The 23108-nt window shown below is 52.4% G+C and carries 19 protein-coding genes; 4 read left to right on the forward strand and 15 right to left on the reverse strand.

Annotated elements, in window-relative coordinates; translation table 11 throughout:
* Positions 1–26 precede the first annotated feature (26 nt).
* Both IE117_RS22505 and IE117_RS22510 read right to left on the reverse strand, forming a co-directional pair.
* Complete coding sequence (locus IE117_RS22505) at positions 27–749, reverse strand: SGNH/GDSL hydrolase family protein (RefSeq protein ID WP_229581312.1); 723 nt, start codon at positions 747–749, stop codon at positions 27–29.
* Positions 746–1786: a sensor histidine kinase gene (locus tag IE117_RS22510; protein ID WP_189567529.1), complete on the reverse strand. Its 1041-nt coding sequence runs from the start codon at positions 1784–1786 to the stop codon at positions 746–748. The genes IE117_RS22505 and IE117_RS22510 overlap by 4 nt, the downstream gene beginning before the upstream one ends.
* Positions 1787–1966: 180 nt before the next feature.
* Between IE117_RS22510 and IE117_RS22515 the strand changes: the two genes are divergently transcribed.
* Positions 1967–2350 (forward strand): TraR/DksA family transcriptional regulator, encoded by a 384-nt coding sequence (locus tag IE117_RS22515; protein ID WP_189567531.1) that lies wholly within the window; start codon positions 1967–1969, stop codon positions 2348–2350.
* A gap of 82 nt (positions 2351–2432) precedes the next feature.
* Here the strand turns inward: IE117_RS22515 and IE117_RS22520 are convergent, their stop codons facing one another.
* From IE117_RS22520 to IE117_RS22530, 3 genes are all read right to left on the reverse strand, one after another.
* The gene (locus tag IE117_RS22520; RefSeq protein ID WP_189567533.1) at positions 2433–4634 is read right to left on the reverse strand and encodes a TonB-dependent receptor plug domain-containing protein; all 2202 of its coding nucleotides are present in this window, start codon (positions 4632–4634) and stop codon (positions 2433–2435) included.
* Positions 4635–4693: 59 nt separating this feature from the next.
* Positions 4694–6163: a M14 family zinc carboxypeptidase gene (locus tag IE117_RS22525; RefSeq protein WP_229581315.1), complete on the reverse strand. Its 1470-nt coding sequence runs from the start codon at positions 6161–6163 to the stop codon at positions 4694–4696.
* 135 nt (positions 6164–6298) lie between these two features.
* Positions 6299–8398, reverse strand: coding sequence for an outer membrane protein assembly factor BamB family protein (locus IE117_RS22530; protein WP_189567543.1), 2100 nt, complete (start codon positions 8396–8398; stop codon positions 6299–6301).
* A gap of 221 nt (positions 8399–8619) precedes the next feature.
* Here IE117_RS22530 and IE117_RS22535 point away from each other — a divergent pair, with 221 nt between their 5' ends.
* Complete coding sequence (locus IE117_RS22535) at positions 8620–9342, forward strand: RluA family pseudouridine synthase (RefSeq protein WP_189567545.1); 723 nt, start codon at positions 8620–8622, stop codon at positions 9340–9342.
* A 12-nt stretch (positions 9343–9354) separates the two neighbouring features.
* On the opposite strand, the gene IE117_RS22540 is transcribed toward IE117_RS22535, so the two are convergent.
* The 3 genes from IE117_RS22540 to IE117_RS22550 all read right to left on the reverse strand — a co-directional run bounded on the left by IE117_RS22540 (position 9355) and on the right by IE117_RS22550 (position 11430).
* A complete protein-coding gene (locus IE117_RS22540; protein ID WP_189567547.1) occupies positions 9355–10002 on the reverse strand; it encodes a hypothetical protein in 648 nt (215 codons plus the stop codon).
* Between the two features lie 132 nt (positions 10003–10134).
* A complete protein-coding gene (locus IE117_RS22545) occupies positions 10135–10797 on the reverse strand; it encodes a hypothetical protein (RefSeq protein WP_189567549.1) in 663 nt (220 codons plus the stop codon).
* Positions 10798–10917: 120 nt separating this feature from the next.
* A complete protein-coding gene (locus tag IE117_RS22550; RefSeq protein ID WP_189567551.1) occupies positions 10918–11430 on the reverse strand; it encodes a hypothetical protein in 513 nt (170 codons plus the stop codon).
* A 289-nt stretch (positions 11431–11719) separates the two neighbouring features.
* Between IE117_RS22550 and IE117_RS22555 the strand changes: the two genes are divergently transcribed.
* Positions 11720–12301: a nitroreductase family protein gene (locus IE117_RS22555; RefSeq protein WP_308439297.1), complete on the forward strand. Its 582-nt coding sequence runs from the start codon at positions 11720–11722 to the stop codon at positions 12299–12301.
* Positions 12302–12357: 56 nt separating this feature from the next.
* Here the strand turns inward: IE117_RS22555 and IE117_RS22560 are convergent, their stop codons facing one another.
* The 7 genes from IE117_RS22560 to IE117_RS22590 all read right to left on the reverse strand — a co-directional run bounded on the left by IE117_RS22560 (position 12358) and on the right by IE117_RS22590 (position 19842).
* A complete protein-coding gene (locus IE117_RS22560; protein ID WP_189567555.1) occupies positions 12358–14901 on the reverse strand; it encodes a M14 metallopeptidase family protein in 2544 nt (847 codons plus the stop codon).
* Positions 14902–15006: 105 nt separating this feature from the next.
* On the reverse strand, positions 15007–15504 hold the full coding sequence (locus IE117_RS22565) for a pyridoxamine 5'-phosphate oxidase family protein (RefSeq protein ID WP_189567557.1): 498 nt from the start codon (positions 15502–15504) through the stop codon (positions 15007–15009).
* Between the two features lie 101 nt (positions 15505–15605).
* The gene (gene rimK / locus IE117_RS22570; RefSeq protein WP_189567558.1) at positions 15606–16508 is read right to left on the reverse strand and encodes a 30S ribosomal protein S6--L-glutamate ligase; all 903 of its coding nucleotides are present in this window, start codon (positions 16506–16508) and stop codon (positions 15606–15608) included.
* Between the two features lie 121 nt (positions 16509–16629).
* Positions 16630–17055 carry an ATP-dependent zinc protease family protein gene (locus IE117_RS22575; RefSeq protein WP_189567560.1) on the reverse strand — a complete coding sequence of 142 codons (426 nt, stop codon included), beginning with the start codon at positions 17053–17055 and terminating at the stop codon, positions 16630–16632.
* Positions 17052–18179 carry a DNA polymerase III subunit delta' gene (gene holB, locus IE117_RS22580; protein WP_189567562.1) on the reverse strand — a complete coding sequence of 376 codons (1128 nt, stop codon included), beginning with the start codon at positions 18177–18179 and terminating at the stop codon, positions 17052–17054. Before holB ends, IE117_RS22575 begins: the two co-directional genes overlap by 4 nt.
* 105 nt (positions 18180–18284) lie before the next feature.
* On the reverse strand, positions 18285–19469 hold the full coding sequence (locus IE117_RS22585) for a putative sugar nucleotidyl transferase (protein WP_189567564.1): 1185 nt from the start codon (positions 19467–19469) through the stop codon (positions 18285–18287).
* 118 nt (positions 19470–19587) lie between these two features.
* Positions 19588–19842, reverse strand: a complete 255-nt coding sequence (locus IE117_RS22590) for a type B 50S ribosomal protein L31 (RefSeq protein WP_189567572.1) — start codon at positions 19840–19842, stop codon at positions 19588–19590.
* Between the two features lie 651 nt (positions 19843–20493).
* Between IE117_RS22590 and IE117_RS22595 the strand changes: the two genes are divergently transcribed.
* Positions 20494–22944 carry a ribonucleoside-diphosphate reductase subunit alpha gene (locus tag IE117_RS22595; protein WP_189567627.1) on the forward strand — a complete coding sequence of 817 codons (2451 nt, stop codon included), beginning with the start codon at positions 20494–20496 and terminating at the stop codon, positions 22942–22944.
* The last annotated feature ends 164 nt before the right edge of the window (positions 22945–23108 follow it).

Genomic DNA, 23108 nt, shown 5'->3' on the forward strand with positions numbered 1-23108 from the left:
TTGTTTCAAAAAGAATAAAGCATAACCTATTTACCCAACAAGGCCTTTACTTTTGGCAGGGCTTCCTTTGCCCATAAGCCGTACATTTTGCCCGAAAAGTGGAGGTCATCGGAAGCGAACATGCTGGGATCGTTGAGGCCTGAGCGTGAAATGGGCGTGATGTCGATGAACAGAATACCCGCTTTTTCGCATTCTTCTTTCGCCACGGCATTGAAGGCGTCGATCTCGCGGGTAATCTTGGCGCGGTCGCTGTTTTTGCCAAAAGGCGACACGCCCCAGTCGGGCGTCGAAAGCACGAAAACCTGCTTCTTATTGCCTTTGGCAAATTTAACGCTGGTGTCCAGCAGGCTTCTGAACTCGTTGCGGTAGCGGTCGATGGTTTGACCCCGGTACTGATTATTTACTCCGATCAGGAGCGATACCAGATCATACGTTTTGTCATTTTTGGCTTGGATGATTCCAGTTGCTAGTTCAGCCGTCGTCCAGCCCGTGCGGGCGATGATATCGGGCGACGCTACGGCAAGCCCGTCCTTGCGCAGCATTTCGGCAAATTGTACCGACCAGCGGGCCGCTTCCGGCACGCTTTCGCCAATGGTGTAGGAGTCACCCAGCGACAGGAAACTGATGCCTTGCGTGGAGTCTGCCGGCGTTACTTTGGGAGAGGTAGTGGTAGAACCGGGCTCATTGTCGGATACACAGGCCAGGCAGCAAAGTGCCATACCGGCGATGAGTGAGGTCAGGTAATTCATACTTCTTCGGCTTTATCGAGTTTGAATGTAAAGGTAGTTCCTTTGCCCGGCTTGGACATCACGGCAATCTTAGAGCCGTGGCCATTCAGGATATGCTTTACTATGGCCAGGCCCAGTCCCGTGCCGCCGCGCTCCTTGGAACGGCTTTTCTCCACCCGGTAAAAACGCTCGAATATACGGTTCAGATGCTCCGCCGGGATGCCCGGCCCATTGTCGCGCACCGAAATGACGCTGTGCTTCTTCTCCTCGTTGAAGTGGATGATAACCTTGCCTCCCTCTTTGTTGTACTTTACGGCGTTTTCAATGAGGTTGACCATCACCTGCTCAATGCGATGTCCATCAGCATTGACCCATACTTCAGTCAGGTTATCGGGTTTCACTTTAAAGGAAACCTTGCGATCCTGCGCGATTTTTTCCAGACGCTCCAGTACTTCTTCCACTACCAGGCGCAGGTCGATGCGCTCAATGTTCATTTTAATCGCCCCGGTTTCCATCTGTGAGAGTGTCACGAGGTCTTTCACCAGGGCATCGAGTCCGTCTAGGCTTTTTGCGGCTTTTTTCAGGAACCGGTCGCGCACTTTCTCATCGTCCATAGCCCCGTCGATAAGCGTATGCAAAAAGCCCTGTGCGGCGAAAATCGGGGTTTTTAACTCGTGCGATACATCGGCGAGGAATTCGCGGCGAAACTGCTCCAGCTTTTTGAGTTCTTCTATCTCCTTCTGTTTCTTGGCCACATACACAAATATCTCGTCGTTCAGACGTTTCAGAGGGTTATTCTCCCGCACCAGCGACTTCCGCGAGATGTCGAAGTCCTTCAATTTGAGTTTCCTGATCGTGCGGTACATTTTATTGACCTCCCGGTACACAATGATCTCGATGGTGTAAAGCACTAATCCAAACGATCCCGCAAAGCTCGCCGCCCCCACCACAAACAGCATGCTTGTGGTAACGTTGGGGACAAAAGCCAGGAACGTCGTGCTGATCGCTGCGATCAGCACAGCCAGGATAAACGCGATGAGACGGGGACTCAAAGACATGAGAAGCAGCTAGAAGCGGACTGAAAATAGGCCTGTAAGCGGCAAAGGTAGAAATCATTTGGCAATAGCCTGGTTTATGTGCGTAAACAGTAAGTCAGATTACCGAATTGTGGATTATTTCTGTTAATTTTGCGGAAATTTTTTACGCGTGACTCTGCCAACTCTTAAACCTATATCCAAATGCAAGAAGAAAGGACCCGTTACTCGGAGGATGAACTCCGGGAGTTTGAGGCGTTGATCCAGGAAAAGCTGGAAGGCACGATGAACGAATTAAACTATATCAAAGGCACACTGAGCAAGAAAAACGACAGTGGTACCGACATGACTGGCGGCACTGCCAAGTTATTGGAGGACGGAGCCGACGCCAGCGAGCGTGAGAACCTGAGCCAGATGGCCGCCCGCCTGCAGAAATACGCCATACAGCTTGAAAATGCCCTCGTGCGCATCAAGAATGGTACTTACGGTATTTGTGTCGACAGCGGAAAGCTTATTCCAAAAGAGCGTCTCCGCGTAGTACCACATACTCAGCAGACGATTGAAGCCAAGCTAAAACGGATGAAGTAAGTACCGATTTTTTTGAAAAAATCACCAAAAGGAAAGGGAAACTGCGAGCAGTTTCCCTTTCCTTTTGTAAAAATCTACACTTTTAAAAATTCCCCCGCAACGCCACGATGAAGCTGCGTCCCGCGGCACTTACACCACTGGCGAAGGTTCGGTAGTTGGCATCCGTAATATTCTCGACGGAGGCCTGAATTGTTAAAGAACTCGTTATCTGATAAGAAGCCCGCACGTTCAGCGTGTACCAGGCAGGCATGCCTTCGGGGGTCGCGCCGGACTCGTTGTCCTCGGCGTTTAGTCGGTAGTCGGCGATGCGCTTCCAGCCATTGTACAGGCTGAACGCCTCGGCCCGCCACTGCTTCCGTTGCCACTGCACGCTTACTTTGCCATAGGAAGGTGGAATATGGTCGAGTGGCGACTTACTTCCGTTATCTTCCAGCACCCGGCCTTTGGTTTTATTGTAAATCGCCTGCAACCGCCAATTCGCAGCAGGATAAGCGTTTAACTCTACACTAACGCCCTGCACGTAGGCTCGCTGCTGATTCTGGTTGGCGGTCACGCGACTGAGTTGCCCGTTGTAGTCGATACTATCGCGCCCGTTGAAAGTATAGGGGGTTAGAACCAGCGCGTCGCGCAGCCAGGAATGATATATAGTACCATTGAATTTAAGAACCTTACCGAACCATTGCTCTACCGAAACCTCAGTGTTATAAGAGTATTCCGGTTTGAGGTCAGGGTTGGGAATTACGACTAGTCCCGGTTGAGAGTCGAACACTTTGCCCAGATCATCCACGTTCGGGGCACGGAAGCCGGTCGAACCCAGAAGCGAAACCTTGGAGGTACGTGAAGGCAGCCACACCAGCCCCAGGTTGCCCGTGACTGCCGTACTGTTCTGTCCGGCGTCCTCAAACGGAAAAGGAAAAAATTCCTTCGACACAAAACTAGCTTTCAAATTCACCTGATTCAGCCGTACCCCACCGTTGAGAATCCACTGATCGCTCAGACTCCATTGATCGGTGGCGTAGGCAGCCAGCCAGTCCATCGAACTGCCACCATCGGGATAGCGCGTATCCGCCGATGTTTGACTACCGGTGGTAATGTTGGTGAAGGTAGCCCGCGAATCTACGTCGTTGTGAATATATTCCAGCCCGTAGCGAAGCGTGTGCGCGCCGAGCCGCTTTTGGGCATCGGCGTTCAGGCTGTAAACCTTCACGTTTTCGTTCTGGCTTTTCAGCTGGGTGCTATTGAGAGAGCGGGAGTGGCGGCTTTCACCGATATTTTGGTAGGCCGCCGTAACCTGCATTTCATCGTAGTACTTTTCTCCTGTCAGGGTCAGCTGGTACGAAGCCAGGAAGCGCTTTTCCGGGCCGTAGTACCAATCCCCATAGCGGAGCTTGCCGTTTCTGACCTGCGTCAGGCGGTCGTAGCGCGGCACGTCGGTAGTAGTAGAATATTGTAAATTGAGGATGTGCTGCACTCGCGCAGAAGGCTGGAAACGGAATTTCTGGATAAAATCGTACTGCTTATAGCCTGTTCCGACCTGCACATTGGGCTTGTCGTTCTGCTTGATGACGTCCTTACCATTTTCCTGCGTGACATAATCAGGCCTTTTGCCAAAATCGGGATAAGCGTCGCGGCGGTTGGCCCCCTGCCGCAGGTCGCCGAAGTCGGAGGCGGTGAAGCCCGTGAGCGAGGCCCACTTCTCGCGACCTATGTTGACAGTCGCGTTGGTGGTCCACTCATTGTTGGCCGAGGCGTAGCGGGTCAGGATCGAGGTTTTGAAAAGCGTGGATGGTTGGTCGGACAATTCCGGCATCCGGGTTTTGAAGTGAAGTACCCCGCCCAAGGCGTCGCTACCATACACGACGGAGTTTGGGCCGTACAGGATCTCTAACTGGTCCAGCATATTCTGGTCGATGCGCAGCACGTTTTGGAGGTGTCCGCCGCGAAAGATGGCGTTGTTCAGCCGCACGCCGTCCACCACGAGCAGGATACGGTTGGCCTCGAAGCCGCGCAGGACAGGACTCCCGCCACCCGCCTGACTCTTTTGTACAAATACCTGACCGCTCTGCGTCAGGACATCCGCCGAGGTTTGGGCATTCCGGAAAGCAATATCCGAACGCTTGACCTGCTCAATCTGGTAGGGAACGTTGCGCTTGAGTTCGCCGAACTTGGAAGCCGAAACTACCACCTCGTTGAGTTGCAGCGTGTCGGTGGCGGCACTTTGTGCCAGTGCACTAGCTGAAAAAATCAGGCTGATAGTAGCGTAGCCAAGTACAATTTTTAGCATGTAATTATGTTTACAGGAAAACAAAATTAGCGAAAGGGACTAACTCGCCAAACAAAAACTCACTCTACCAAGCCGTTACCTTTTTTTGAAAATTTCTCTTCCAGATCGTACACAAACCCATTCACCACAACATAACGTACCTTCCCGTCTTTCTTCAGGATAAAGGTTGCGGCGTCACCCATATCCGGTGAACCGGTCGGGGTAGAAGCGGAGCGCAGAATATGGAAAGGATGCACCGTAAGGTACAGGCCCAGGCTGCGGCCCGAGGTGTTAGCGACGCGCAAATAAGTGTAGCCTTGCTTCCAGAGTTCCACGGGATTCAGTTTAGCGGCGTCGCTAATGCTTTTCAGAGTAGCAGGATATACCTTTCCGCGTTCCAGCGTGTAGCCGTCAGCGTTGATTTCCTGGCTGCCGTAGTGCGTCGATAGATCGCCGTATTCTTCTATCTTGCTGTAATAGAAGAATTTGCTGGCGTTGGCGTAGTTGACCTCATTGCGGTTGATCCCAAAGTCAGTTTGGTAGCTCTTGCCGCCCAGTTTCACCGTCGCGTTGCGCACCAGCAGGTCGTAGAGGTAGCGTTCGTTCTCGGGAATCTGGTAGTAATCGTCGCGGGTTTCGTCGGCTATTGAGCCGTCGGCTACGGCGGCCAGGCCCGACAGGATGGCAACGAAGTTGAGCTGACGAATGTACTGCTTTTCGGGATCACCAAGGTAGCCGCCCGACTCGATGAGAATAAGGGTAGTTCCCCATTTCTGCACGTTGTCGCCGAAGGCGCGCGGTTCGTGGTCGTCGGCATAGCGGGCCACCTGACCCGGAATAAAGGTCTGCAAAAGGCGATTCATCCGCACGACCATTTTCATGGATTTCTCGCGCACGGAGTTGATGTTGCGGTCGTAGTCGTAAGCCGTCGCCAGAAACGAAATCGTGGCTACGTTGCCGCTGCGGCCCGCCGAGTAGCGCGGACTCTGATCGTGGAGGTTGAAACCGTATTCGGGCTGCAAAGTCTGCTGCAATTCTTTCAGGATACGGCCCTCGGGGGTTTGGAGGTACAGCGCATCGCGGTTCATGTCGATGCCCTGTGCGGTGCGTCGCTGGTAACGCTCGGCCCCGTCGGGGTTCAGCATGGGCACAATGTACAGCGTCAGGCTATCGAGTAGTTGCGCCCGCAACGCATCGAAATCGTCATTCTTGCTTTCCAGAAAATTCAGGATGTCGAGCACTGCCATTGTCGCGGTGGGCTCGTCGCCGTGCATTTGGGTCCACAATAGGGCTTTATGCGGGCCACGGCCGACTTTGACCATATCGATGGCGCGCCCTTCGAAAGATTCGCCAACCTTGGTGATTTCGTAGAGTGGATTGCCGCGGCGTTTGTCCAGCAATGCCTGCACATCCTTGTGTTTGAAGCGGCGTTGCGTTAAGGTACTTTCGCGGTAGGTAGCGTGGGCATCGTGGAGTTTTTTTGCAAGTGGAATGGGCTGGGCCGATAGCATAAATGGCGTTAGAAAGGCGATGAGAAAAAGTTTTTTCATGGCAGTTGGCTTTCGGCCCCCGGCCTTTCAGTTTTTCCGATGGCCTGGCCGATTTTTTTTCAAAAGTAGTTGAAAACACGAAGGAGGATTCTAATAATCAAAAAAATCCATCCCTGCCCATAATCACTTCTCCACTCATTTCAAGCGAAACGCCACGTAACTATCCCCCGAAGGCGAGCCAACTTTGCCGCCGCCACCCGCCGCGATGACAATGTATTGCTTTCCTTTTACCTGATAAATGGAGGGCGTCGCATACCCGCCGAAGGGTAGTTTATACTCCCAAACTACCTTGCCTGTGCGCTTGTCGAAGGCCCGGAACTTCTCGTCCTTGGTCGCGCCGATAAATACCAGTCCACCCGCCGTCACGACACTGCCACCAAGATTCTGCGTTCCGGTAGGCGACAAGCCTTTGTCCATCAATTCTTTGTACTCACCCAGTGGTACTTGCCACAAAATTTCGCCTTTGTTCAGGTCGATGGCATTGAGCGTTCCCCAGGGTGGCTTCACGCCGGGATAACCGTCCTCGTCCTGCAAAATATTCCAGCCGTTGTGGACGTAACGCGTGGGTACTTTCTCGGCTGTCGCTGCTTTTGCTTCCTGGTTTTTATCCAATAAAAAAGCCAGCAACGCTTCCTTTTCTTTCCCCGAAATAGCCAGAAAAGCGGGCATCTGTCCGCGGCCGTTAGCCAGTATGGTACTCACTTCGGCTTCAGTGCGCCGCGCGGACAGGTTTGCCAACGATGGATAAACGCTGCTGCCCGCACGGTCGCCACCGTGACAAGCCGCGCAGCCATTGAGGGCGTACAGTTTGCTACCCTGCGCCGCCAGCGTGCCGTTATTGGCGGTTTCCAGCTTCTTCATCTTGACCAGCAGCGGTACTTCATTGGCATTCACGTACATGATTCCGGTTTCGGGGTCAAAAGATGGTCCACCCCATTCGGCTCCGCCACGTGTACCGGGAAATTGCACGACTCCATCCACACCCGGCGGCGTGTAGATGTCGCCAAGCGTGGCCCCTTTGATAAAATTGATGAGGAATTCCTTGGATTTCGGGGTAACATCCGAGATATCAGCGCGGCTAAATACTTGGCGCACAAAGGGCTTGGGCTTGGTTGGGAATGGCTGTGTGGGCGAGGTAGTTTCGCCCACCAAAGCAGATGGCGGCACGGGCCGTTCCTCGATGGGAAAAATCGGCTTACCCGTTTCGCGGTCGAAGACGAAAACCATGCCCATTTTGGTAGTTTGAGCCACGGCGTCGATGGTTTTGCCGTTTTGTTTCAGCGTCACCAATGTGGGCGGGGCGGGTAGGTCGTAGTCCCAAAGGTCGTGGTGGACGAGCTGGTAGTGCCAGATACGCTTGCCGCTGCGGGCATCGAGCGCCAACAGACAATTGGCAAATAGGTTTTCGCCCGCGCGATTGCCGCCGTAAAAGTCAAATGCAGCCGACCCCGTCGGCACGAAGACGAGGCCGCGCTTTTCATCCAGGCATAGCCCCGCCCACGAGTTGGCCCCACCGACTTCTTTGTGCGCTTCCTTGGGCCAGGTATCGTAGCCAAACTCACCGGGTTGCGGAATCGTGCGGAAAGTCCAGGCGATTTTCCCGGTTTTCAGTTCATAGGCCCGCACAAAGCCGGGGGCCGCATCATAGCCTTCGGTGAGCGCGGTCCCCTGAATCAGCAAATCCTGAAAAACAATGCCGGGCGACGACGCCCAGACCGTCAGTTTCTCGGCGTCGCGACCTAACCCTTCCCGCAAGTCTATCCGGCCATTTTTGCCAAAATCCTTCACTGATGCCCCGGTTGCAGCATTCAGGGCGTAAAGGTAGGGCCCGGCAGAAAAGTACACGCGCTTGTCCGAGCCCGACTCCCAATACACGACGCCCCGGTTGGTACCGTTGGCGGTTTGCCCGGCAAAAGGATCGAATCGCCAGAGCTCGCGTCCGGTTTCGGGATCGAGAGCCATCAGTTTCAGCGCCGGCGAACTAACGTACATGCGCCCATCGGCCACGATAGGATTGCACTGGATGGACGAGCGGTTGCCCTCCCGCGCGTCGCCCGATTGGTAGGTCCAGGCGACTTCCAGATTTTCGACGTTGCTGAGGTTGATTTGATCCAGAGCTGAATAGGCCGTACTTGCTGCGTCAGCCCGGTAGGTGGCCCAGGTCGTGTGCGGCGGCACATCGGGCTGGCTGGCGTTCAGGAAGAGCAGCGGAAGAAAAGGAATGAGTTTTTTCATTGTGGCTCTCAGCGATCGACTTACGGCCGTCGGCTTTTTTGATTTGAGATTAAAAGAACAATAGGAAGAGGGTTTACCGTTATGGGCTTATCTCAATAATCTTGCGACCTTTGTCAAAAGCTAAACAGCATCAAAGCTGATCGCTTACAAAAGAATTTTAAATTAATTGGCCTGGGAATCGGTGAGTTTGAAAAGCCGAATGCCGACCGCCGAAAACCCCCATGAAGTATAATTTTCAAGACCTTATTCTTTTCGAGAACGACGATTTCCTGATTGTCAATAAACCCACTAACCTGGCCACGCTCGACGAGCGGACCGCCGACCGGGGCGATAGTCTGCTGCGACTGGCCCGAGAGTACAACCCCGAGTTGATGGCCGCCCACCGGCTCGACAAGGAAACCTCCGGCGCGCTGGCGTTCGCCAAACATCGCGAAGCGTACCGCCATCTGGCCATGCAGTTTGAGGCCCGCGAGGTGACCAAACGCTACCACGCCGTCACGAATGGAATACACGAGTTCGACAGCGTGTCGGTGTATCTACCCATCATGCAGCTGAAAAACGGCACCGCTGTGACCATCGACCGCCAAAAAGGCAAGGTGGCCGAGACTATTTTCAATACGCTGAAAATCTACAAAGGCTACACGCTGGTAGAATGCATCCCCATCACGGGTCGGATGCACCAGATCCGTATTCACCTCTCCTGCCTGAGAGCCCCCATCGTCAATGATCCGCAGTACGGCGGCGAGCCGATTTTTTTATCCAAAATAAAAAGAAAATTCAATCTGAAACAGGGTTCAGAGGAGCAGCCGCTAATCCAGCGAGTAGCCTTGCACGCCTACTCATTGTCATTTTTTCTGATGGCTGGCGAGGGCGTTCAGGTGACGGCTCCTTATCCGAAAGATATGGATGTGCTGGTAAAGCAACTGGATAAGTGGGGGGTGTAAAAGACGGCTTTATCAGCTGAAACTAAACAACGCCGAAAAAAGTGTGACGAAGATATAAACCATCACCAGCCACGCTCCGGCGGCCATAGCGAGCGAGCTGAAAATTACGCCAATTATTGCAGCAGTCTTTCCAGAGGGTACATCTGGACTATCTTTTTGTCGAAGCAGACTGAAGATTCCAAAAAAAATACCGGTTATCCCTAACAGAAAGCCTGTAAATGCCAGTCCGAATAGTTCCAGCGTAAACAGCGATGGAATCAATAGAACCAAACCAACTGCTCCCAAGACTAATGAAGCCACTCCCAAACCCCGAGAGGGAAGAGGTTTGGGCTCATCTATTTTCTGCTTAAATAAAGGCTTTACGCTTTGTTTCGATAGTCTGCTGGTCTTAATTTGTTTCTTCTTGATAAAAGCTCGCTGCGGGTTGGCTGCTTTTGCCAAAGCGAGTATTGGCTGCGCAACAACTACCTGTTTCTCTTCCTGTAAAATTCCCGACGAGTCGGCTTCCGCCAAAAAGACCCGTTTCTCAATGACGGGCGGGTTGCTTCTTGTCTCATGAAGATATGGCCTGGCAGCCAGATCGTCAAAAAGAGCATATTCCTTTCTGTGACAAGCTTGGCTTGCCCAAACAAACGCTATAAGGATAACAAGCCTTTTCATAGCTTACAGAATTTTTTTAACAACCTGAATCACAAAGATACCCGCGCCATAAGACGCGGGTATTTGTATGAATGCCAACTCGAGTAATTGTTCCAAGAAGCAACCTCCCGGTTTGGGACGGAAGTTCTACTCTCAATAGAAACCGCCGTACGATGCGACAGCCGCTACGACGATGAGTCCCAGCAGGGTCACCAGACCACCAAAAATGACCCCCAAAAGTGACATTGTTTTGGTAGAATCGGGAGCCTGTCCTTTCTTGATACGCCCCAAACCAACGATTCCAAGCACTAGACCGGCGATACCAAGTAATATCCCTAATCCACTACCAAGCAATAGCAGGAGTAATCCTGCTCCACCAAAAACTAGCGAGAGAAGGGCGATCGTGTTCTCCGCCTTCGCGGCCTTGGCCGTTTCGGGCGAACTGGCTTTTTTGATCTGCTTCTGAATTTTCTTAGCCGCAATCTTCTGGGTCCAGGTCAACTTGGCTGGCTTGGCTGCCGTAGTTTTTGCTACACCGGGAGCCGCATTTGGCGTAATCGCTTCGGAAGGGATTACCGACAACGCGACTTCCTCCTCAGTCATGACGACGACCTCCTCGTCGGCAGAGGCAGAAAGTACTTGTGGCGTGGAAATAGCCGGGGTTTCCACATCAGCGGCGACAACTTCGGCAGGCGTAGAAACTTGCTTTTGACTGGTAGAAACCGTGGTATTGGTATAATTGAAGGTTGGGTATTCCTTTTTCTGACAAGCCCCAAACACACTTACCATTGCTAGAAGTAAAAAGATTTTTTTCATCACAAACAGGATTTTAGATTAAAAAAATTGAATAAACTTTTTCCTTTCAGGGCTAAAAGTAAAAAAGCGTCGCTAAAATCATAGCGACGCTTTGGAAAAATCAGTTCTTTTTGGATTAAATTAGAACTTAAAGCTTACTCCGGCTTGCAGAACACCGAATCCTGAGCCCAATTCAGCAAAAACGCCTAAGTTGGGTTGGAAATAGTATTTGCCGCCAATGTGGCCCAAAAATGTTACGCCGCTTCCGTAGCTGTATGCATCTCCAAAACCAGCATAGTCCCAGCTGAAGTTACGATATCCCAATCCCAGACCTGCGTATAAGTCTATCTGATCGTTATCCAAGTTCAGTAGCTCGTTGAAGTGGTACGAGCCACGCGCACCAATGGTAAGTACTGACCATCTAGATCCCAGGTAGTTCCTGCCTGAGTAACCACCCATAACGCCGACGCTGATTGCATCATGGACGCCATATTCAAAGGAACCGCCGAAACCCAGGCCACCGCCGCCATAAGTACCAAGACCGATACCTACGTTAAGTAACTTATCGCCATTCTGATATGACTGCGCGACTACACTTTCAGCGGAAACCGCAAGCAGCGCTACGATAAAAAGAGAGGAAATTAATTTTTTCATGATATAATAGATTTTGTTTCGTGAGTGATATACGCAAAGTAAAGTGATTCTTCTGGTAAGGCAAAGGACCATTGAACAGAAATTATTATTCGGCACAGCAAACCGCTTGAACGGTCTTTCTTATATAGTAAACCATCAAAATACAGCAAACGAACGCCACTTTTCGCCTGTATGCGTATATTTGAATACCACGAAATAGTACAAGATGTCTTCTCAGGTTTCCTACTTTTCCAAACCTTCTGTCCAACCAGCTGAACTTATTCGCAACTGCCAGGACTATCATCGCTTCATGGAAACCCGCCGCTCGCTGCGCTTTTTCTCCGACCATCCGGTGCCAAAGAAAGCTATCGAACAGATGATTATGGCCGCTTCTACCGCGCCATCCGGGGCCCACAAACAACCATGGACTTTCTGTGCGGTGAGTGACCCTGCCACAAAAAGCAAAATCCGGGCGGCGGCGGAAGAAGAGGAGTATCGCAGCTACCACGGGCGCATGAGTGAGGAATGGCTCCGCGACCTGCAGCCTTTCGGTACCGACTGGCATAAGCCATTTCTGGAAACTGCTCCCTGGCTCATCATCGTTTTTCGGCAGATTTATGGAATGGGGGAGGAGGGCGAAAGGCAAACGCACTACTACGTCAATGAGTCGGTAGGCATTGCCTGCGGCTTTCTGCTCACGGCCATTCACCAAGCCGGGCTGGTGGCGCTCACGCACACCCCCAGCCCGATGGATTTTCTGACAAAATTGCTAGCGCGCCCCGCCAACGAGAAGCCATTCCTGCTCATCCCCGTCGGCTATGCGGCTGCGGACGCCACAGTTCCTGATCTGCAACGGAAACCCAGTGAGGAGGTGATTGCGTGGTACGAATGAAGCCAGATTAAAAGATTGATACGATATGTCCTGCATTGACCTTTAACTTCCAGGAGCTATTCCTGCGCACCTCCACCAAACCTCCCCGAAGAAATCTGCGAGCCAAAGAACAGCGCGTTCAGGAATATTTTGTTCGTCCCGTACCAAAACGCGCGAAAATTAGGATTATCCAGTAGGGCGATCACCTTGCCCGAACCCAGGTTATTACAAACGATGGCGGGCGAGTTGCGGATCAACTTTTGGTTGCGGGCCGACATATAGCCGCTCACCAGCGGACTATCGGTGTAGATAGCGGGGGCGCCGTAGGGATCTTTGATGGGCTGTACAAAGTTGTTGTGATCGCGGAAAACGTTCAGCATCGGCTCTTTGTAGCCGTAGGCCAGCGGGTGCGTCAGGTCAAGTTTTACCTGGAAAATGGCTCCGCCCGTAACCTGCGCTCCTTGGTACAGGTCAGCCAAAGCATAGAGTTTCGGCCCGGTGGTGTCATTGGGAATCGCTTTCAGTTTCAGGGTAGAAAGTCCTTTTTCGGCCAGCCATTCGTTGGCGTCGGTCATGGCGATGAGGACCCCGCCCGCCCGCACCCAATCGCGGATTTTGTCCACAGAGAGGCTGCCGTAGTTTCCGCTGACCAGAATAAGCGTGTTGTATTCGCTCAAATCCAGACGATTGAAACTACCCATGTCGGCCATCGTCAGGGGTACTTTGATCCGCTGATCGAGCAGGTGCCACACTTCTCCGGCATCATTGCTATTGACGCCCGCGCCGACCAGCATCAGTGGCTTGGGCTGTCGCATGGTCTTGAAGTTTTCGCTGCCGAAGTCGATGCCGCTGCTCGTGAGCCCCGTACCGGAGGCATAAAAATCCACCCCATCGCGGGCAGCAAGGCGTTGGAGCAGCTGATACGTGGAGTCGGGGTTATGATCGTGAACCTGAATCTGAATGGTACCGTAATCGAATTCGCGGGGTTTTCCGTCAATGGAAACAATGAGCGGCTGGGCGGCTGTTTTGGTGCGGTAGCCGCGCTTTTGGAGTTCATAAAGCGTGCGTGGTGCAAAGTAGCTGTCCCACTCGAATAGATAGGAATAAGCAGTTTTACCCACGACTTTCCCCGCCGGAAAGGGATTCTCCGTCAATTTTTTGCCCAAAGAAATGTTCGCCTTGGACTCCACGTATGGTACATTAAATGTCAGCGGCATCGCCCAGGCCGAAATGTCGTAAAACAGGCTATCCTCGAACTCGGTCCTCTTTTCGAAAATTGCCTTAACTACCTTTCTTTGCGACTGGTCGAGCGGCACGACAAAGGCATTGTCCTTCGGGAATTTGCGGCCTTCCAGCGTTTCGTCTTTGGCAAGTTCATGCACAGCGATGTCGTTGCGGCGCAGAATGTTGACCATTTCCCAGGTACGGGCGCGGTCGTTGCTACCGCCGAAAACGTAGGCTTTTACGGGTTCATTGGTGCTTTTGTAAAAATCCCGCATATAATCCAGCAGTTCAACTCGCATGGCGCGTGCCGCTCTCAGCGTAGAAAGCGTAGCCGTAAACTGGTTGCGGATCGTGAACGGGAAAGTGAGTAAGCCATTGTTGGTTTCCTGCGCGTGGCCGCGTGAGCTGGCCTGCTCGAACAGGATACCGATAGAGCCATTGACGTCGGGATAAGTCGAACCCTTGCCGTAGTAAAAGTCGTCGTAGTTTTCCTGGGTGTAGTAGTAAGAGCCGATTTTATCCAATTCGGCAGCGTGATAGGCGCCGATTTTGGCCGTAAGGTCAATGTTCAGGCGCGGTGTAAGCGGGTGCGTCCGCGAGGCCACACCGGGTTGAAAGAAGAAAGTAGAATTGCCGCCCATCTCGTGGTGGTCGGTCAGGATATTAGGCTTCCAGGCGTGGTACTTTACCATTCGCCCCTGACTTTCTGGATGTTGGGTGTAGAGCCAGTCCCGGTTCAGGTCGAACCAGTAGTGATTCGTGCGGCCACCGGGCCATACCTCATTGTACTCCCGCGCCGCCGGGTCGCTCACTTGCGTGATACTTTTGTGGGTGTTGACCCAGCTGGCAAAGCGGTTACCGCCGTCAGGATTGATGCAGGGATCGAGCAGAATGACGCACTCGCGCAGCAGCGAGTCGATCTCTGCACCCTGCGCCGCCGCCAGGTAGTAAGCCGATAGCAGCGAGGCGTTGGCCCCGCTTGGCTCATTACCATGAACGGAATAGCCCATCCACACCACGGCGGGCATATTCGCCGTTTTCAGCCCCCCTGACTGCGCCGGATCGGTGAGTTTGAGGTGTTCGGTGCGGATATTTTCCAGATTGGCGTGATTGGCCGGATTGGTAATCGTGAGCAGCAGCAAGGGCCGTTGCTCGTAGGTGCGGGCGTATTCGGCCAGCGTGATGCGGTTGGAGAGTTCGGCCAGTTTATTCATGTAGGCCACACGCTGGTCGTGTGTCACGTGCCATTCGCCAACCTGATAGCCCAGAAACTGCTGCGGCGTGGGTATTGCCGGATCATAGGTAATATTGGTCGGAAGGTAGTAGCTGTCGGCCACTTGCGCCTGCAGGGTGAAAGTACCAACGAGGGTCAGTAGTAAGAGCAAATATTTCTTCATGCAATAAGAAAGAGGAGTTGGGGTGAATTTTGAACGAAACTACAAAAAAACAAGGGTACTCGTCGGAGTACCCTTGTGGTTATTCTGGTATTTGAGCTGTCGCTACTACATCTTCACCTCGCCATGTTCACCTTCGTCGTTTTGCTCACCCGTAATCAGGGCTTTCGCGATATGGTAAGCCTGCACCATGGTGGAGGAGGGGCTATCCCAATATTCGGCTTCTTTGATTTTAACTTTCAGTACTGTCAGGTCGGGATCTTCCAGTCCTTTGGGAAACCACGCTTTTGCTACGGGACTCCATAAATCTTTTTTGATAGCCGGGTCGTCCACGATCGAGGCTTCGCCCACGACCGACACGTAGGATTGGGCATCGGTATCGGCATAGGCCACGTTGACGCCCGGGTGCTTCTGTAGTTCTTCGGTTTTATGGGAAGAGCGGCTGGTCAGGAACCAAAGGTTACCTTCGGCATCGAGTTTCTGGGTTTGCATCGGGCGGCTTTTGTGATCGCCGTCGTCCTGCATGGTAGTAAGCATGCCCACTTCGATGCTGTCGATTATCTCCTTTACTTTATTCAGATCGTGATTTATTTCTTCACTTTTCATTTTGGTTAAGTTTAGGGTTGAAAATTATTCTCCCTAACCTTACCAAAATTGGGCCACGAACTATTCCCTGGCCACCTGTTGAAAACCTTACTCACTCTCTCCTAGACCCCCACCGTATCGCCCTCATCCATCTTGATTTGTTTCTCAAGGTAGGCAATCACAAGCGAGGCTACGTCGATCCCGGTAGTTTTCTCGATGCCTTGCAAGCCCGGCGACGAATTGACCTCCATCACCATAGGCCCCTGACTCGACTGCAGCATGTCCACACCCGCCACGCGTACGCCCAACGCCCGTGCAGCGTCCAGAGCCGCGTGTTCCTCTTCAGGTGAGAGTACCACGGGCGTTCCTGCCCCGCCCCGGTGGAGGTTGGAGCGGAAATCGCCCTCGGCCCCCTGCCTCCGCATGGCCGCCACCACTTTGTTGCCCACGACGAACGCCCGGATGTCCGCGCCCTTTGACTCAGCCACGAATTCCTGAATGAGAAAGTTGGCTTTCAGGCCAAAAAATGCCTCGATGGTAGATTTAGCAGCCTTTGAAGTTTCGGCCAGCACAACGCCCACGCCTTGCGTTCCTTCCAAAAGTTTGATAATGACGGGCGGTCCATTTACGATCTTGATCAATTCGTTGACCTGCGCGGGGTTTTTGGCAAAAACAGTTTTGGGAATGCGCACGCCGGCCTGGGCCAGAATCTGCATTGAGCGCAGCTTATCGCGCGAGCGGGTGATGGCCTGCGACTTGACTGTCGTGTAAACCCGCATCAGCTCAAATTGCCGCACCACCGCGCAGCCGTAGGCCGTCACCGACGTACCTATGCGTGGAATAATGGCATCGATCCCCGATATGGACTTCCCCTCGTAACGGATAGATGTCGTTTCGCCCTCGATCATCAGGAAGCATTTCAGGTGGTTGATAACCACCGCTTCGTGGCCTCTTTCCCGGATTGCTTCCACCAATCGGCGCGTTGAGTATAGTTCAGGATCAGTTGATAAAACTGCAATTTTCATGAAATGGAATTGGATTAGGTCCCATGCGGCGGGACAAGTGAGTTGTGCGCAAATGGCGGCCAAATATCAAACGGATTTATCAGAACTCCGTTCGGGGCCAAGTGTTTTTACGAAAAAATAATTATTGGGAAACATCGACAATGAACTTTCCCTTAAGCAGACGGCGGCCCAACAGCACCGGGAAAGTCATCTTGTAGCGGTCAGCCAATGAAAACTGGGTGCGTATCTGACGCCCGGCCACCTCGACAGTCGTACGAATGATGTACCGCTGCTCAGACTGCCCGAAAGAGTTTTTGACGGTTCTCTCTTTAAAGTCGCTCACCAGAATCGGCTTACTGGCGCCGCCTTTTTTCATGTCCAGCACAAAACTGAGCAACGTCTGTCCGTCCCGCTCGATCACCTTTACTTTCGAACAGTGAAAGGATGAGGTTGCCGCGCCCGTGTCCACCCGTGCCGGCACTCCGTGCCAGTCCAGATCGGGGAAATTGATGGTGGCCGTAGCACCGATTACTGTTTTCTCAGCGGTGGCGGGAGTCTTCTTTTTCATGCGGATCTTTGAAACAGGCGGACGGTGGTTAGAGATAGGTCAAGAAAAACCATTTTGGCCCGCACGTTCCTTTCTACGTGGTAATAGGCTTCATTGATTTCGGCAATCATTTGTTCAAGCGACGCCTCAGGGACTGCCTTGGAAAAATTCTGTACGAAGGTAAGCTCTTCCTCCGGCACACGCAGCAGTTCGCCCGCGCCCTGTGTCCACAGCAGCATGTCACGAAAGAGCCGCAGCGCATAATCAAAAATCCCCTTTTGCTTTTCCTTGCTCATGCCGTCGAAGGCGTCGGCCCTTTTCACCAGCTTGATGATGTCCCGCTTGTAGCAGTCGCGCATCCACTCGCTGAACCAGGCGTGGCTCTCGTCCTCCTTTTCCAGTAACAACTGGTGAGCCGCCGAAAGGTTGCCGTCACAAAGGTAGGCAATGCGTCTGGCGCGGCTTTCGTCGGTTTGATGGTGTTTTTGTAAGTACTCCACCACATCCTCATCCCGGAATGCCGGAACAACCAGCCGCTGTGTCCGGGAAATTATGGTTGTGATAAGGCGATCTGACTGTTCCGTAACGAGCAAAAAAAGTGTTTTCGCGGGCGGCTCTTCCAGGATTTTCAGCAGCGCGTTGGCCGCCTGCAGATTCATCAGTTCGGGCTGCCAGAGAATCATGATCTTGTACTCTGCCTCGAAGGATTTCAACGACAACTTGCCAATGATCGCCCGTGCCTCCTTGATAGGGATGATCCCCTGCTGATTGTTGGTAGCCTTGATGAAAGCCAGCCACTCGGGCAACGTTCGAAACGGGCTTTCGTCCAGAAACGCGCGCCAGAGCGGCGTCAATTCCCCCAACAAATCCTCCCCATCCTTGGGTGAGCGCGGCAGCGGGAAAATCGAATGCAGATCGGGATGCACCAGCTTGTTCATCTTCACGCAGGAAGCACAAACTCCGCAGGAATCCTCCTCGTTGCGATTCTCGCAGTTGACATAGGTCGCCAGGGCCAGCGCCAGCGCCAGTCCGCCTCCACCCGGTGGCCCATCGAACAGTAGCGCGTGGGCCACGTGACTTTGCTTCACCGCGCGTCGCAGGGTAGTTTTGGTTTCTTGTAAGCCGGGGAGATCTTGGAATTTCAATTTGGAATTATGGAATTAGTGAATGTCGGACTATTCGACGGGGCCGCCCGCGCGGTGCAGCATTCAAATGGAAGCTGGCGAAAGCAAAAATCACCAATTCCGACATTACACCATTCCAGCATTAATACATCGTAGCATCGCTTCCTGCTTCTCGTCAAACGAAATCTCTCGTCTTCGCATGGTTTCATTTAGTACGGTCAGGGCTTTTTCGAGGCGGTAGGGCGCGAAGCCTTCGGCGGCCCCGCCCCAGGAAAAAGACGGAATGTGTTTGGGCTGAAAACCTGCACCGAATACGTTAACGTTGACGCCCACGACAGTACCCGTGTTGAACATTGTGCTGATTCCTGCCTTGGTATAGTCGCCCATAAACAGGCCGCAGAATATCCGTCCGGTGTCTTCCAACCCTTGGGTCGCGTAGTTGTAAAGTTTAACGTTGGTGTAATCGTTTTTCAAATTGGAGTTATTGGTATTCGCTCCCAGATTGCACCATTCGCCAAGTACCGAATTGCCGAGGTAGCCGTCGTGCCCTTTGTTACTGTACGCAAAAAAGACCGAATTGTTGACCTCGCCGCCCACTTTGCAGTAAGGACCTACGGTAGTGTTGGGCCGAATCTTTGCTCCCTGCCCGACGACCGCGCCTTCCCCCAGGGCAAACGGCCCCTGTATGATCGCTCCTTCACTAACGGTTGCGTTTCGGCCCAGGAAAATCGGTCCGTCTTCTGCGTTCAGGATTGCTGCGCGAATTTTCACGCCCTCTTCTATGAATATGTTTTCGGGCGCGTAGCAGTGAGTGTGCGGGTCGGCCAGGGCATGGGAGGTCCGACCGGCTGTAAGCAGTTCGTAGTCCTCGCCAATTTGCTCACCATTCTCTCCGAAGATATCCCAGAGGTTTCGGATAGCCACGTACTCGCCGGCGTAAACGTACTCTTTCAAACCCTCCGTTTCCTGCCCATCCGCCCAGGTCGCGGAAGCTGTTCTGACCGCCAGAACGCTGCGGTCTTTGGCGCTCCGGAGAAAGCTCCCCGCCGGCAGTTCTCGGATGACCTCGACCAGCCGCTGATTGGGACACAGAGAACCATCTATATAAAGGTGGTCGTCAGAAAGCCCAAAGGGGAAAAGTTCGCTCAGGTACTTTTCGGTGGCATAAGAGGGTTCGGCGTTCAGCCAGCGCCCCCATTTTTCGGCCAGTGTCAGGATACCGCAGCGAATCCCGGCCACGGGGCGGGTAAAGGTGAAGGGCAGTAGCTGTACCCGAACGTCGGGCGCATCGAATAAAATGACGGAAGGCATAGACGGGTAAATGTTCTGCCCAAATTTCGGCTATTTCTGCGAAGCACCCAAAAAACAAGGCAGTCCCTTTGCGCACAAAGAGACTGCCTTGTTACTATTTGCAGAAAGCCGCGACGACTTATGCCTGCTCTTTATTGCCGTAACGCTTCCGGAATTTATCCACGCGACCAGCGGTATCCACCAGTACGTTCTTACCCGTATAGAAGGGGTGCGACTGTGACGAAACTTCCACTTTATAGACCGGGTAAGTCTTGCCGTCCTCCCATTCGAGAGAATCCTCAGTTTGGATGGTCGAACGGGTGATGAATTTGAAATCGCTGGAAAGGTCCCAAAAGATTACTTCACGGTAATCGGGATGCGTGTCTTTTTTCATTGCTTATGTATTGTTAACGTGCTGTTTGCGCTTTTTTCAAAAAGGACTGCAAAAATAGGTACTTAATCTGGAATCTCCCAACCCGGCCCCGTAATTTTTTGTCGGAGAACCGTTTGCTCAGTTTTTCGAATAAAAACGAAGCACCCAGCTTTAGGTTTGCCGGGCAGCTTCGTACCTTTACCACTATTCAAGGCAAACCCGCCGAACTTTCATTCGGTGAACTCTCCTCTGTTCTTAGCTGGTTTCTTTCAAGGGCAGGTTTTATAGCCTGTTTTCCCGAGGAGCATTTTATTTCCCGTATCCATCATGTTTTGGGAAAATAATTCTACGGTTTCGTCTGTATAACTACTTGATAGTTAATTATATACAGGCGATAAATTCCTGAATTTTTTTTGTGGTATTATTCACATATAGCCTATTTCTGACACTTCTAGATAACGGTCTTTATACGAGTTTCTTAACATTCAGATAATATTAGAAAGGCATTAGATTTTTCAAAGTAGGGCTCGGAATACTCTTTTTCGACGATTGCTTTTCTCGTCGTAAAATCGTTATTTCAGGAAAAATTTTCAGAACTCCTCCCTCGAAAGCTTCATCAGAAAGCACACCCAACAACTAAAACTACATCCATAAAACAAACGCATCATGCCCATGTACGTAATCAAACGCGACGGTCGCCGGGAGTCCGTCAAGTTTGACAAAATCACCGCCCGGATCGAAAAACTCAGCTACGGACTCGACTCCGCCTATGTTCAGCCTATTGAAGTGGCGAAAAAGGTCGTCTCCGGCATTTACGACGGCGTAACCACCGCTGAACTCGATAACCTGGCGGCAGAAACATCGGCCTCGATGACCACCAAGCACCCCGACTACGCCATTCTGGCCGCGCGGGTCGCCATTTCTAACCTGCATAAGAATACGCTGAAGTCGTTCTCGGCTACCATGAAGCGCCTTTACACTTATGTAGACCCCAAAACGGGCGACAACGCTTCTATGATATCCAAGGAGGTGTATGAGGTAATTCGCAAGAATGCGGCTTTGCTCGACTCGACGATCATTTACGATCGCGATTACAACTACGACTATTTCGGCTACAAGACCCTCGAAAAGTCTTACCTCCTGAAAGTGGATGGCAAGATCGCCGAGCGCCCGCAACACATGCTCATGCGCGTGGCCATCGGCATCCATTCCGACGATGTGCAGAAGGCGGTCGAAACCTATACGCTGCTTTCAGAGAAGTGGTTTACCCACGCCACGCCTACACTCTTCAACGCGGGCACTCCTAAGCCGCAGATGTCGTCCTGCTTCCTGTTAACGATGAAGGAAGACAGCATCGATGGTATCTACGATACTTTGAAGCAGTGCGCCTTGATTTCGCAATCAGCGGGAGGTATTGGCCTGAGCATTCATGACGTGCGCGCTACGGGTACTTATATAAAAGGAACCAACGGTACTTCTAATGGTATCGTACCCATGCTGCGCGTGTTCAACGACACAGCCCGCTACGTGGATCAGGGCGGTGGAAAGCGCAAAGGTTCGTTTGCTATATATATGGAACCCTGGCACGCCGATATTTTCGATTTCCTGGATCTGAAAAAGAATCACGGCAAAGAGGAGCAGCGCGCCCGCGATCTGTTCTACGCCATGTGGATTCCCGACCTGTTCATGAAGCGCGTTGAGGACAACGATACCTGGTCACTGTTCTGCCCGCACGAGTGTCCCGGTCTGTCCGATACGCACAGCGCAGATTTTGAGAAACTCTACGAGCAGTACGAGCGCGAGGGCAAGGCCCGCAAGACCATCAAGGCGCAAGACCTGTGGTTTGCGATTCTTGAATCCCAGATCGAGACGGGTACTCCCTATATGTTGTATAAGGATCACGCGAATGCCAAGTCGAACCAGAAGAACCTGGGTACGATTAAGTCGTCCAACCTGTGTACCGAGATCATGGAGTACACCGCACCCGATGAGGTGGCGGTCTGTAACCTGGCATCCATTGCCCTCACCAAGTTTGTGGAGGAAGGCGAGGATGGGTTCTCTCGCTTCGACCACCAGAAGCTTTACGAGATCACGAAAGTGGTGACGCGCAATCTGAATAAAATCATCGACCGCAACTACTACCCTGTTCCCGAAGCCGAGAACAGCAACAAACGCCACCGCCCCATCGGCATTGGCATCCAGGGTCTGGCCGACGCGCTCTGCCTGCTGCGGATGCCTTTCGAGTCGGAAGAAGCCCGTCGCTTGAACCGCGATGTGTTCGAAACGATCTATTTCGGCGCTATGGAAGCCTCGATGGAACTGGCGAAAGAAGAGAAGCCCTACGAAACCTGGGAAGGAAGTCCCATCTCACAGGGAATTTTCCAGTTCGATATGTGGGGCGTGACTCCAGACAGCAATCGCTGGGACTGGGAGAAACTCCGCAAGGCGGTAGTAAAGTACGGCGTCCGCAACTCGCTGCTGCTGGCTCCAATGCCCACCGCTTCGACCAGCCAAATCCTGGGCAACAACGAATGCTTCGAGCCATTTACATCTAATATTTATGTGCGTCGGGTACTTTCCGGTGAGTTCGTGGTCGTGAACAAGTACCTGCTCAAAGACCTCGTGAGGCTGAACCTGTGGAACGAGGATATGAAGAATAAGCTGGTTCAAGCTAACGGTTCTATCCAGCCCATACCCGGCATTCCGCAGAACATTAAGGACTTGTACAAAACCTCCTGGGAAATAAAGCAGCGCACGCTGCTCGACATGTCCGCCGACCGCGGCGCGTACATCTGCCAGTCGCAGTCGCTCAACGTGTTCATGGAGGAGCCAAACTTCGCCAAACTGACGTCCATGCACTTCTATGCCTGGAAGAAAGGGCTGAAAACGGGCATGTACTACCTACGCACCCGCGCTGCCGCCGACCCTGTGCAGTTTACGGTGCAGAAGCAGGCCGAGTCGCAAATCCAGCCTGCCCTGGCCGTCGCCGAAAAAGAGCTCGACTACACGCAATACGCGCAGGAACATACTGAAGCAGCTAAGTCAGCCCCCGCACGGGACAACAAATCCGACATGCAATGTTCGTTGGATGATCCCGATGGATGTGAGGCTTGCGGCGCGTAATATTTGTTGAGTTTTTGGAGATCTGAAAATGCCCTCGCCCATCAGCGAGGGCATTTCTAATTTTTTTTCAAATATTTTCTCCTGAGAATCAGGCTCTACGACCTTTTCTGAAAAAATATTTCTGCGGGGTGCTTGCCAGATAAAAAAACATGTTGCACCTTTGC

Origin of the sequence: Persicitalea jodogahamensis, from assembly GCF_014651615.1 — a bacterium.
Classification (GTDB): domain Bacteria; phylum Bacteroidota; class Bacteroidia; order Cytophagales; family Spirosomataceae; genus Persicitalea; species Persicitalea jodogahamensis.